Raw genomic sequence first — 12,494 nt, forward strand, 5'->3', positions numbered from 1 at the left:
TGAACTACGGGGGGCGCATCCCAAGGCTGCGCCCCTTGATCGAAAGCGGATGGAGGTCACGTGACAGAAGTTATTGCTGCTGACGGGCGGCCCTTGAAGGCCTCGCTCAATCGCGCTTTGCGTCGTCAAAAACTGCGCGCGCTCGCCTTGATTGCCCCTTTGCTCATCTTCATCATGTTGTCTTTCGTGATGCCGATTGCGGATATGCTGTTTCGGTCGGTCGAAAACCAAATTGTGTCAGAGACTTTGCCGCGCACCGTACAAGCGCTGGGCGGATGGGATTCCGACAGCGATGCGGCGCCGGGCGAGGATGTTTTTGACGCGCTGTATACCGATCTTGCACTGGCTTCCGAGTATAAGACACACACGCGCCTTGGTAGTCGCCTGAACTACGAGTTTTCGGGTATTTCGTCGCTCTTTCGCAAGTCGGGCCGCCGGGTGGGGCGGTTTGAAACGGACGTCTACACCGATACTTTTCAAGATGCAGATCCCGCCTATGCCGACCCGCAACAATGGGCGGACTGGATGGCCGATGATGCTGTGCGGGCCGCGCTGCCTGTGACAGCCACGACTTATGACGACTGGGCTACGATGATCATCGAGGTCGAAGGCGACGTCCCCGCCGAGGAAGAGCCGGCAGATTTCGTCTACACCGCGCTTTACAATGACGCTGTGGCAGGTGCGATGCTACCGATTGCGGTGGACCTTGCGGATGTCACGCCTGTGTCAATCCAGGCGCAATTCGCTGACATTGATGAAGATTGGCTGGATCCGGATGTCTGGCAGACAATCAAGCTTTATGCGCCTGCCTATACGTCCGGCTATTTCCTGACATCCGTTGACTTGATGAAAAGCCCCGATGGTGTCGAGGCCCGGCCCGATGACGAGCAGATCTATGTAACGCTCTTCATACGCACCATGATCATGTCACTGTCAATTATGGGGATGTGTGTCCTGCTGGGGTATCCGATTGCGTGGCTGCTTGCGAACCTCCCGGACCGCAAGGCCAACTTGCTGATGATCCTGGTGCTATTGCCGTTCTGGACGTCGCTTCTTGTGCGCACCTCGGCCTGGAAAGTTCTGCTTCAGCAACAAGGTGTGATCAACGATACGTTGGTTTGGATCGGTCTGGTCGCGGATGACAGCCGGCTGCAGCTGATCAACAATCAAACGGGTACGATCATCGCGATGACACATATCCTTTTGCCGTTCATGATCCTGCCGCTGTATTCTGTCATGAAGACTATCCCGCCAAGCTATCTGCGCGCCGCCAAGTCGCTTGGTGCCAATGACTGGACAGCGTTCTGGCGGGTGTATTTCCCCCAATCTGTGCCGGGGATCGGCGCGGGATGCATTTTGGTGTTCATCCTTGCCATTGGCTATTACATCACGCCGGAACTGGTCGGGGGGACAAAAGGTGTCTTCATCTCCAACCGGATCGCGTATCATATTTCGTCGTCGCTGAACTGGGGTCTGGCGGCGGCGCTTGGGTCAATCTTGCTGGCAGTGGTACTGATCCTCTATTGGGTCTACGACAAGATTGTCGGCATTGATAACGTCAAATTGGGAGGCTAGGCCATGGCATTGCCAGCATATGCAAGCACCGGCCAGCGCGTTTGGCACTACAGCTTCCGCATCATATGTGGTCTGATTTTCTTCTTTCTGATCGCGCCTATTCTGGTGATTATCCCCTTGTCGTTTAACGCGCAGGACTTTTTCACGTTCACCCCTGAAATGCTGGCCCTGCAACCCGAGGGGTACTCCACAAAGCACTATGAAGATTTCTTTACCAATACCGACTGGCAGTTGGCGCTGCGCAATTCGCTCAAGATTGCCCCCGTGGCGACAGTCTTGTCAGTGGTCCTGGGTACATTGGCCGCCATCGGGCTGTCGCAAAGCCATGTCCCGTTTCGCCGCGCGATCATGGCCATCCTGATATCGCCGATGATTGTGCCATTGATCATCTCGGCGACGGGCATGTATTTCTTCTACTCCAACCCTTATATCCCGACGCCGTTCGGCAAGATTGAGCTGCCTTTCACGCTGACCGGCACCTATTGGGGCGTGGTTTTGGCGCATGCCGCCCTGGGCATCCCCTTTGTGATTATCACCGTCACGGCGACGCTTGTGGGTTTCGACCAATCGTTGACGCGGGCGGCGGCCAATATGGGGGCAGGTCCGGTGACGACGTTCTTCAAAGTGCAGATGCCGCTGATCTTGCCGGGTGTTGTGTCAGGCGGCCTGTTTGCGTTCATCACATCGTTTGACGAGGTGGTTGTGGTGCTGTTCGTCGGCTCGGCGGGTCAAAAAACCTTGCCGTGGCAGATGTTCACCGGCCTGCGCGAGCAAATCAGCCCAACCATCTTGGCGGTTGCGACGATCCTGATCGGCATCTCGGTCTTGTTGTTGTTTGTGCTGGAAATGCTGCGCCGCCGGTCAGAGCGTTTACGCGGCCTGTCGCCTGCCTAGCAGCTGCGTTTGGCGTCCGCAGTTTGAGGACGACCGCATACACGCTTCGCGGGACGCGGCAGCCGTTCGCTGTCCCGTCCTCATGTCGCGGGAGGCACTGTCCAAGCTTAAATCTTCAAACTATGCTACCTGCATGCGTTGGGAGTTTTTGGGGTTTACGCTGGACAAGAACAGGGCCGAACTGGTTGGCCCTGATGGTGTTGTGCATGTTGAACGCGTCCCGCTCGAGGTGCTTGTCCATCTGATTGAGAATGCGGACAAAGTCATCTCGCGCGATGATCTGATCGACGCTGTGTGGGATGGTCGCATTGTCAGTGACGCGACGATTTCCACAGCTGTCAAACAAGCGCGCAAAGCCGTCAATGATACCGGTACCGATCAGGCTGTGATCCGCACCGTACATGGGCGAGGGTTTCGCTTTGTCGCAGAATTTCAGGATGCGACAGCACCTGCTACGGCCAGTACACCGCATCCGCAAATGCCGCTTTCGAATACGCCCGACACGCCTGCAATGTCTCCCGGTCGCGGTAGACCCAGCCTTGCCGTGTTGCGCTTCGTTCAGCTTGGCGCCAGTCCAGGGCAGGCATCCCTGGCTGACAGCTTCCCGGCAGAGCTGATCTCTAACCTGTCGCGCATTCGCTGGCTTCATGTGATCGCCAGAGGATCATCTTTTCGGTTTGACCCTATAACAATGGAGCCCGGGCTGGTCGGCCAGCAACTGGGCACCCGGTACCTGATCACCGGGACCGTCGAGATGGTCGGGGCCCTGATGACGATCACGGTCGAGATCCTGTCGACTGATGGCGGTACACTGGTTTGGTCGGATCGTTTTGCAGCCCCATTGGAAGAGGTCCATCAAACGCGGCAGGAAATCACGGCATCCATTGTGTCCGCACTCGAAATCTCCATTCCGCAATATGAGGCCGCTCATTCGCGTCGCCTGAGTGCGTCAGAATTTGATGCTTGGTCACACTTTCACGTGGGGCTCAGCCATATCTTCAAGTTCAATCAAGGTGAGAACCGGATTGCGGCAAAGCACTTTCATGCAGCGCTTGATCTTGATCCGACATTCTCACGGGCCCATGCAGGTCTGTCATTTACCCATTGGCAGAACGCGTTCATGCAGTTTGGCGAAGATCGCAACCTGCTGGTTCAACAAGCTGTGCAGGATGCATCGCGAGCCTTGGATATCGACCCGGCGGACCCTTTCGCCAATTTCAACATGGGTCGGGCCCGCTGGTTGGAGGGCGATATTGACGCCAGCCAGAATTGGCTTGATCGCGCGCTTCAGATCAATCCAAATTTTGCCCAATGCCACTACAACAAGGGTTTGATCTTGGCGCTGGATGGCGCGTCGCAACCAGCCAAATCCTTTGCGTCGAAAGCGATGTCGCTTAGCCCGCTGGACCCACTCTATTATGGTATGTTGGGGGTGCGCGCGATGAGCCACATTGCCGAGGATGACTTTGAGGCCGCGAGCCGATTGGCCCAGCAAGCCATGCAGTCGCCGGGCGCGCATTTCTACATGGCCTTGATCGCGGCAGCTGCTTTTGAACTGCAAGGTGATGGCGACAGGGCCAAACGTTGCCGCGATCACGCGCTGCACGAGAGGCCGGACGTCAGTCAGGATATGTTTTTTTCGGCATTCCCTTTCAGAAGCAACGACATGCGCGGAAAGTTCTCCGGTGCGCTGCAGCGGCTTGGCGTGTCCTAAGATCCGCTCAGCCGCTGCAAGGTGATCAGCCCATCTGGTAGCCCGGGGTCGATTGTGAGATCGCGATTTCATCGTCGTCCATATCTTCAACGATGCCCTCGAACATCGGTGTCGACAGATAGCGTTCGCCGGTATCCGGCAACATGCAAAGGATTACCGATCCTTTTTTCGCGGTCTTTGCCACTTCTTTTGCAATCGCAAAGGTCGATCCGCCAGAGATCCCCGTCAGGATACCTTCCTCACTCGCGAGCCTTTTGGCCCAGTTGATACCATCGGGACCTGCAACAGGGATCAACGCATCATAAAGCGCATTGTCGAGCCCCTCTTGGAGAACTTTGGGGATAAAGTCGGGGGTCCATCCTTGAATCGGATGGGGCTCGAATGAGCTGTGGCCGCTTGCCGGTGCGCCGTTCGCCTCGCGCTCTTGCGCGATACCGCTGCCAACCAGCTGCGCGTTGGCTGGTTCGGTCAGGATGATCTTGGTATCCGGGCGTTCCTTGCGCAAAACGCGACCGATGCCTGTGACGGTCCCCCCAGTGCCATAGCCGGTGACGAGGTAATCCAGACGCGATCCTGCAAAATCACCCAGGATCTCCTGTGCGGTCGTTGCTTCGTGGATATCCGCATTCGCCTTTGTCTCAAACTGGCTGGCGAGAAACCAACCGTTGGTCTCGGCCAGTTCGACCGCCTTTCGGTACATGCCAAACCCTTTCTGGGCGCGCGGTGTCAGGACAACCTTGGCCCCCAGCATCCGCATCAGCTTGCGCCGTTCGATGGAGAAACTGTCTGCCATGGTGACCACAAGCGGGTAACCCTTTTGCGCGCAAACCATCGCAAGACCGATGCCCGTGTTGCCCGACGTCGCCTCAACAACGGTTTGTCCGGGTTTCAGACGGCCTTCACGTTCGGCCGCTTCAATGATGTTGAGGGCAAGACGGTCTTTGACTGACGCGGCCGGGTTGAAGAACTCGGCCTTGACGTAGAGCGTCACCCCTTCTGATGCCAAATTATTGATCCGGATGGTCGGCGTATTGCCAACGGTGTCGAGGATGGACCCATAAAGCTGGCCGCGTCCGTGGGTGTGACGGATATCGTTCAATGTCATGACTTTCTCCTTTTGAGATCTGCGACGTTAGGGAAGGTTTAGCACAGGTTCGCTTGTCTTGGTTTGACTAAGCGACCCTGCGGGTTGTGGCTGCGGTTGCAGCCCGGAAGGAACTGACGTGGGAACAATGGAGCTGAGCGTGGCCACCTTTGGGTCAGTCAAACTCTCAAGAAACGCCAGCAGGTTGCTGACCTCTGCATCACTCAGGTTCAGCGGTTGCAGGTCGTTGGCGGCCGCGATCCGGCCTCGCAGCCGAGGTGACGCTTGCACGAAACCGTCGCGCTGCAAGAAGACCGCACGCCTTGTGCTGTCCAGTTCGGTGTAGCCTGATGCGGATTGTCCTCCGGTTTGATCGATAATTCGATCCAACTGCGGCAATTCAATCTGCCCTGGATCAAAGTCTTCGAGCGATTGCACAGCATTCAGATGATGGCGCACCATCGCCTCCAACGCATCAAATGCGCCTGAGTGTCCCCATGGGCCGGTGACGGCCACGTTGCGCAGCGATGGTGTGCGAAACGCGAACAGATCATCTGGATCGCCGGTAACGCGGTAGCGCCCTTCGTCTTCCAGGAAAGCCATCATGCCAGACATCTCCCAATAGCCCGCGTCGCGGCCGTGGCCTTTGCCTGGCCCGATCTGAGGAACCGCAATCGCGTGGAACGCGTGATCTGTCAGAAGTGGCCCGGAATGGCATGACGCGCAGCCAGCCTTTCCATAGAATAGCTCTAATCCATCTGCCGCTTTGGCCGATAGGTGCGAGGTATCGCCGGATGCGAGGACCTGATCAAAAGCACTGTCATCTGTGCGAAAGGCAACCGTCTGAAATGCGGCCAACGCCTGCGCGATTTGGGCATATTGGATATCATCGGCGCTCTCTACATCTGCATATGCTGCGATGAATGCCGCCGCATACTCATCTGTTGCCGCAACACGTTGTGCAATCTCGGCCCAGGCCGCGTTGAAGCCCTGCGTCAGCATTGCATCGGCCACTTCGTTTTCGCCGCGCTGTCCTGCCATCTCGATCGCTGACGTGACCGGAAAAAACGCTTGCGCCGCCAGCACGCTGTCCAATCCATCGGGCAAGGGCGCGACGGAAGGCACCCGCAAATTCAGCGCATCGTTACCCAGATCCTCAAGGCGCCCGTCATGGAACATCACCCGATATTCGCGCGCACCAATGTTCCACAATGCGGGCGAGTTCCGCGGTACGCGCCCAGTGACTGCGTCTGACGTGCGCCGTTCGGCACCCGCACCTGCGCCGCCTTCGCCAATACCCAGCGGCAACCCATCACTGGTCCCCAAAGATGGGTCATGGCAAGTGCCGCAAGAGATATTGCGATTGCCTGATAAGATCGGATCAAAGAACAGATCGCGCCCCAAATCGACAAGCGCCGGGGACGGCGCACCATCGAAAAGGAAATCTTCATCTGCCAACGGATCGGGCAGCGGGACACCTTCGGGTGCTTCCGTGCCAGCCGCCAGGAAAACGATGGTCGCGCAGCCCAGCAGGACGGCTGCACGGGTGATAAATGGTTTTGCAGTGAACATCGGAATGCTCCCGAATAGTCGTCAGATAGGGACGAGGGCGCAGCGGCTCTCGCCCGAACAAGGGATCAGCTTGATTGTTCCGGCAGTTTGAACACCGCAGTCTGCACAAGACGGCAAACGTTTGGCCCCGGGGCTCCATCTGCGCGCGCCGCAGCGGGCATTGGACCCGGGATGCTGTCATCCTTGCAGCCGTCGCGGTAGCTACTGATCATCGCACGTTCGCGCCCCGCAATCAGCGGACCGTGATCGTTTACCACCAGATGAACCTCTGCGGCGGACGCATCGCCCAGACCAGTGCCAAACCAAGCCCCGGACAAGGCGCCTTCTTCTTGATGAAAGGCGAAAGATGCCTTGCCGTCTTCGCCCACAATCACACCGCCTGCATAGCCAACGTCAGCAGCGACATCGTCTGTGCGCAGCAGAACATCACTGCTGTTGCAGTCTTCGGCATTGACCTTTTGCTGGGCTTCGACGGCGGCCGCATCAAAGCAACCGGCAGGGTTGTTGATTACCACCAGCCAAAGCGTATGCACATGGTCCGGTGTCAGGTTCTCGGTGTCCAGGGACACGAACAGACCGTCGTCATGGACAAGCAGCTGTGCTGTTGCGTCTGCGACTGCCGTCACTTCGCCTTGCGACGGATGCGTGTTGACGATGGCATTGCGGGGCGTTTCGGCGAGCGCTGCGGTGGTGAGAGCAGTCAGGCAGGTACATGTTGTCAGAATACGTTTCATTTCGGTTTCTCCAATTATTGAGCTCATGAGTGAGCGTTGGTGAAAACCTTCTGACCGGTCCAAGACCACCTTGCTTGAGCATAGCTTGAAGAAACCATGAGGAATTGCAGTGAAGTTATGTGGTTTGATCTCATCCGCTGTGAATTGCGGGCCTTTGATGCGTCAGATTAAGTTATTTGTAAAACACACGACTTGATCTGACATTTCTGCTCTTCTGGAGCGCAATCAAGGAGTGTCGATCAATGACAAGTATTCAAGAGAAGATCATCAAGCCGAAGCTGGGGCTGTTGGAACTGGCCAAACAGCTCGGAAGCGTGTCGCAGGCCTGCAAAGTGATGGGTTATTCGCGGGACAGCTTTTACCGGTTCAGAGAACTTTACGATCAGGGTGGCGAAGAAGCCCTGATGGATCTCAGCCGCCGCAAGCCGGTGATGAAAAACCGCGTGCCAGAACATGTCGAGAAGGCGGTCATCGAACTGGCCATCGACAACCCGGCTCTGGGTCAGAAACGGGCGTCGTGGGAGCTGCAGCAGAAAGGCATCATGGTGTCATCGTCGGGCGTCCGGTCGATCTGGCTGCGTAATGATCTGGAAACCATGAAAAAGCGCCTCAAGGCCCTGGAGGCCCGTGCCGCCCAAGAGGGTATCTTGCTCACCGAGGATCAGTTGGCCGCGCTGGAAAAAGCCAAGGCCAAGAAAGAAGCCCATGGCGAGATCGAGAGCCACCACCCTGGCTATCTGGGCAGCCAGGACACCTATTATGTGGGCACAATGAAGGGCGTCGGACGCATTTATCAACAGACCTTTGTCGATACCTATGCCCGCGTGGCGATCTGCAAGCTCTACACTGAAAAGACGGCAATCACCGCGGCCGACTTGCTGAACGACCGCGTGATCCCGTTCTTTGCAGAGCATGAGATCAGCCTGCTGCGCGTCCTGACAGACCGGGGCACGGAATACTGTGGCAAGGTCGAGAACCACGCCTACCAGCTTTATCTGGCCGTCGAGGACGTGGACCACACCCGAACCAAGGCCAATTCTCCGCAAACAAACGGCATCTGCGAGCGGTTCCATCGCACCATCAAGGATGAGTTCTACGACATCGCATTCCGCAAGAAACTGTATCGGTCAGTCGAAGAGTTGCAGGCCGATCTGGATGCGTGGCTGGCAAAGTACAACGAACAGCGGCCACATTCGGGACGTCACTGCTATGGCAAAACACCTATGCAGACCTTCCGCGAAACGCTACACATCGCTGTCGAGAAGACGATCAAAACGCACGACCAATCGGACAGTGCGCAACCCGTTCTCAGCGTCGCAAGCTGAGATGTCCGTCAGATCAAGTCTGAAGTTTTACACTTGAAGCGAGGCCCGAGCAACGGCTTGTAGGGTTGTAGCAACACCAAGCCGTTCACGCGCTTCTCTCATGTGTTTGACGACCGTGCTGCGATGAAGGCTCAATATGGTGCAGATGTCGTCAATCGTTTTTCCTTCCCCAGCCTACTCGAGAACTTCGCATTGCCGTTTCGACAGTTCTTCCTGCGCGGGAAAACTGGGGAGAGCCCTCACGCAAATATCGTAGGCGGTCAGCACGGCCGCAATCTGATCGCTTTGGCTTTGCCAGATGCTGTCTATCTTGCCTTGCGTACATTTGCGTTCGGCGCAAAGACCAAAACCGCTCACGAGCGATCTGCCGTCACTGCGGAGGCTAACAGTGTATCCATTCAGTATGTTGAGGGCGCGACTGCGCTCATGGACTGTCTGTTGCCTTGCAGTCATCTGGCCTTTTGCACAGAGGCGTCGGGTCGCTCCCCAGCTCATTGCACCTTGGCTGTGAATTGCCCATTGCGTTGTCACATCGGAAAGAAATCCACCATCATCTACGAAGAATCTGTCAAATTCACTCCCATAACTTGATGTCACGTCGACATCACGCGGTGTGAATTCCCCGTTGGCTGGGCGCCTTTGCACACCACCGTAGAAGACGCGGTCAAAGCCAAAGTGCTGCAAATCCTGATGCAGTCTCGACCACAGCAAACCCCTATCAGACAATATGAGATAAGGCTGAAGGATCTTATTGAATTGCGGGTTACTCATGGGCCTACTCCCAAAGAGATATTCCTCCCAATATCAATATATCATTCCCATGCGCATCTCGGTTGAGCGGAATTGGGAGCGGTTCTATCTCCGGCGGAGATTGACTGATCTCGAAATTTTGATCGGCACTAACTTGCCAATTCTAATTCCCCGCCTAGGATTTCCCGGGCGGGGTGGTTAAGTCATTCGCCGTTGCGGCGGACCGGGCGGGACCAGATCAGGCTGTAGGCGTCGCCGTCCTCCTCGTCGAAGAGATTGGCGTAGATCGGAGCGGTGAAGCTCGGATCGTCCAGCTTGAGGCCCAGATAGGCGCGGCCCTCGTTCGAGGTCTTCGACCAGGCGGCTCCGATTTCGGCGCGGCCCACCAGGACACGGTGGCTTGGGGCGTTCTCGCTGGTCTGGCTGGCTTCGGGAACGATGCGGACGTTCTTGGCCTGCACGTTGAGGGTGACAATTTCGCCGGTGTATTCGGTGCCGGACTTCTTGAAGGTGCCGATGGTTGCCATTGTGGTTCTCCTTGATCAGATGTTTTCGAGCCCGCACCATTGCGGCCTCGATGGAGATCGACAGGCCGGAGGCGACCGACGGCTCACCCGGCACGGGCCGGAACGTCAGTGGAAGACGGGTGCGGGAGACTTTCTTGTCGCGCGAGGAATGGCGGCGCAGCCGACTGGGGAAGAAAGCCGACCAACCCCGTTGAGCCTTAGGCGGCCGAGGCGCAGCCGACCTTCGGCCAGATCAGTCCATTGACGAGGCCATATGGAGCGGTCGATCAAGACAGAGATGTTCAGCGGAGACCTTGGCATCCGATGGCTACCCACGGGGTCAGGCACTATCGAATTTCCGAAGATTGTCACGCGTTTCAGAGCAAATGACCCGCAACTTCATTGTTCCAAACAGGCTTTGCGAGACCGCTGCCGCCGCAGATTGTGACGTGCCGCCCCGACCGGAGCTGTCTCAATGACAATCGACATGGCTACGCTGCGTCATAGCTCAAGCTGCAAATCCGCGCGGTCACCGTATTGTCGCCCATTGAAAACGCCGAGAGTAAAGCGACAGGCCAGCCCTGACCCACTTTCCGGCCAAACCCCCGTGACTAAGCTTCGCTGGCCATTTCCGTGTGTGGATCGGGAGGGGCTACGCCTGCCATCCGAAATAATGCGGTGAAGCCGACTGCCACAGCACCGATGATTGCGACGGCCATCTGCCATGTCTCGGAGGGGATCGCGAGCTTTGCGATGCCAAGGGTAGCCGCATACCCGGCAACGGTAGCGGGACCAGCAAATAATGCTGCAACGATGACGCGGACCCAGATCGGGCGCGCAAAAGCGAACGCAAGTTGGCCAACGATCGCCACGGCGCCAGCGGCGGCTGTGCCCACGAGAAAACCTCCGACAGGCCCTATTCCCGTCTCATACGCCCACAGTCCGACCGTGATGCCCGCGACCAGCGGCAACGCGTAGACAGCCAAGGTGAAGACGAGCCAACAGAGAAACCCGACGGTGACGAGCAAGAGAACGATATTGAGAACAATTATGGTGAATGCCTCCGCGCTAATCGGTTGAAAGATTACGCCATCCACCACCACCTCAGCGCAGCCAAACGGTAGTGCAAAAGGCGGGTTTCTGGAAGTATTGAGTGTTGTGACAGGGAGTGATCGGCGAGAATTTGCAACTGATCACCCGCCTTCGAACTGAAGTTTCAATGGGACCAGCGTGACGCGAACTCGGACAGTGAGACCTGACCGGTGTCACAGATGGCGTCTGGAGCGTATTGCCATCTGGATGTCCAATATTGCTGGTAAATGCAGCGCTTATGCGCTGCACCCTTTGCGGAAATCAAAGGCCTTGATGCCGAGCTTACGGGCTTTGTCGGCGAAATTGTCTTGGATGCCGGTGCCGGGGAAGATGATGACCCCGATGGGCAGGACATCGAGGATTTGATCGTTGCGCTTGAAAGGAGCAGCCTTGGCGTGGCGTGTCCAGTCTGGCTTGAAGGCGACTTGCACAACCTTGCGGGTCTCGGCCCATTTGGCGGCGATCAGTTCGGCTCCGCGCGGCGATCCGCCATGTAGCAGCACCATGTCGGCGTGCTTGGCGTGAACCTTGTCGAGGGTGTCCCAGATCAATCGGTGATCGTTGAATTCGAGCCCGCCGGTGAAGGCGATTTTGGTTCCGGCTGGCAGATAGACCTCGGTATCGGCGCGGGTTTTCGCGGCAAGGAAGTCCCGGCTGTCGATCATCGCTGCCGTGAGATTGCGGTGATTGACCCGTGAACCGGAGCGTGTCGACCAAGGCGAGCCCGTCAGGCGCAGATAGTGATCGGCGGCATGGTCCCGGAAGACCTCCATGCAGTCGCGGCGATCCAGCAGTGATTGGCCGGTTGCGATCAGATGTTCAAGCTGGACGGATTTGACTTCGGAGCCGTCCTGTTCGCGCTGGCGGCGTTTTTGCGCCTGTTCGTTGTCATCAAGTTTGCGTTCGATCCGGTCAGTGGCGCGGTGGAACATGTTGACCGTCGACCAGAGCATCTCGTCGAGATCCGCATCGAGGCTGGTGTCGGCCATCGTGGCGTCGAGGGCGTCGAAGATGTCGCTGACGGCAACTGCGATCAGGCGACCTTCGGGTCCGTCGCGGGGGTCGGGGTCGTTTTCGGAATGGCGGTAGCCAAAGAGTTCCAGATCGCTGCAGATGGCGTGGGTGGCGGACGCGTCGTGGTGTGGCTCGGCATCGCTGTTGTGGGGATCGGCATACATGGTCTGCTCCTTCGTCGGTTTGACCGCGACCGCCGCGGCCTTCATGGCGCCGAGAGAGGGCAGGCGGGGC

The 12,494-nt window shown here is 57.4% G+C and carries 11 protein-coding genes; 4 read left to right on the forward strand and 7 right to left on the reverse strand.

What is annotated here, in order from left to right:
* The first annotated feature begins 60 nt into the window (after positions 1 to 60).
* From AABB31_RS01875 to AABB31_RS01885, 3 genes are all read left to right on the forward strand, one after another.
* Positions 61 to 1,575, forward strand: a complete 1,515-nt coding sequence (locus AABB31_RS01875; protein WP_342076105.1) for an ABC transporter permease — start codon at positions 61 to 63, stop codon at positions 1,573 to 1,575.
* Between the two features lie 3 nt (positions 1,576 to 1,578).
* Complete coding sequence (locus tag AABB31_RS01880; RefSeq protein WP_342076104.1) at positions 1,579 to 2,469, forward strand: ABC transporter permease; 891 nt, start codon at positions 1,579 to 1,581, stop codon at positions 2,467 to 2,469.
* Between the two features lie 133 nt (positions 2,470 to 2,602).
* Positions 2,603 to 4,183 (forward strand): winged helix-turn-helix domain-containing protein, encoded by a 1,581-nt coding sequence (locus AABB31_RS01885; protein ID WP_342076103.1) that lies wholly within the window; start codon positions 2,603 to 2,605, stop codon positions 4,181 to 4,183.
* A gap of 25 nt (positions 4,184 to 4,208) precedes the next feature.
* Here the strand turns inward: AABB31_RS01885 and AABB31_RS01890 are convergent, their stop codons facing one another.
* From AABB31_RS01890 to AABB31_RS01900, 3 genes are all read right to left on the reverse strand, one after another.
* Positions 4,209 to 5,288 carry a pyridoxal-phosphate dependent enzyme gene (locus AABB31_RS01890; protein ID WP_342076102.1) on the reverse strand — a complete coding sequence of 360 codons (1,080 nt, stop codon included), beginning with the start codon at positions 5,286 to 5,288 and terminating at the stop codon, positions 4,209 to 4,211.
* A gap of 27 nt (positions 5,289 to 5,315) precedes the next feature.
* Positions 5,316 to 6,839 (reverse strand): cytochrome c peroxidase, encoded by a 1,524-nt coding sequence (locus AABB31_RS01895; protein ID WP_342076101.1) that lies wholly within the window; start codon positions 6,837 to 6,839, stop codon positions 5,316 to 5,318.
* Positions 6,840 to 6,904: 65 nt separating this feature from the next.
* Entirely contained in the window at positions 6,905 to 7,573 is a 669-nt protein-coding gene (locus AABB31_RS01900; RefSeq protein WP_342076100.1) for a hypothetical protein, read from the reverse strand.
* Between the two features lie 242 nt (positions 7,574 to 7,815).
* Here AABB31_RS01900 and AABB31_RS01905 point away from each other — a divergent pair, with 242 nt between their 5' ends.
* Positions 7,816 to 8,898 carry an IS481 family transposase gene (locus AABB31_RS01905; RefSeq protein WP_342074941.1) on the forward strand — a complete coding sequence of 361 codons (1,083 nt, stop codon included), beginning with the start codon at positions 7,816 to 7,818 and terminating at the stop codon, positions 8,896 to 8,898.
* A gap of 174 nt (positions 8,899 to 9,072) precedes the next feature.
* Here the strand turns inward: AABB31_RS01905 and AABB31_RS01910 are convergent, their stop codons facing one another.
* The 4 genes from AABB31_RS01910 to AABB31_RS01925 all read right to left on the reverse strand — a co-directional run bounded on the left by AABB31_RS01910 (position 9,073) and on the right by AABB31_RS01925 (position 12,424).
* On the reverse strand, positions 9,073 to 9,669 hold the full coding sequence (locus AABB31_RS01910) for an autoinducer binding domain-containing protein (protein ID WP_342076099.1): 597 nt from the start codon (positions 9,667 to 9,669) through the stop codon (positions 9,073 to 9,075).
* A gap of 182 nt (positions 9,670 to 9,851) precedes the next feature.
* Complete coding sequence (locus tag AABB31_RS01915; protein WP_342076098.1) at positions 9,852 to 10,175, reverse strand: DUF736 domain-containing protein; 324 nt, start codon at positions 10,173 to 10,175, stop codon at positions 9,852 to 9,854.
* A gap of 590 nt (positions 10,176 to 10,765) precedes the next feature.
* Positions 10,766 to 11,251 carry a hypothetical protein gene (locus AABB31_RS01920; protein ID WP_342076097.1) on the reverse strand — a complete coding sequence of 162 codons (486 nt, stop codon included), beginning with the start codon at positions 11,249 to 11,251 and terminating at the stop codon, positions 10,766 to 10,768.
* A gap of 231 nt (positions 11,252 to 11,482) precedes the next feature.
* Complete coding sequence (locus tag AABB31_RS01925) at positions 11,483 to 12,424, reverse strand: DUF2493 domain-containing protein (RefSeq protein ID WP_342078909.1); 942 nt, start codon at positions 12,422 to 12,424, stop codon at positions 11,483 to 11,485.
* Positions 12,425 to 12,494 lie beyond the last annotated feature (70 nt).

The organism is Yoonia sp. SS1-5 (assembly GCF_038443705.2).
In the GTDB taxonomy this organism is placed as follows: domain Bacteria; phylum Pseudomonadota; class Alphaproteobacteria; order Rhodobacterales; family Rhodobacteraceae; genus Yoonia; species Yoonia rhodophyticola.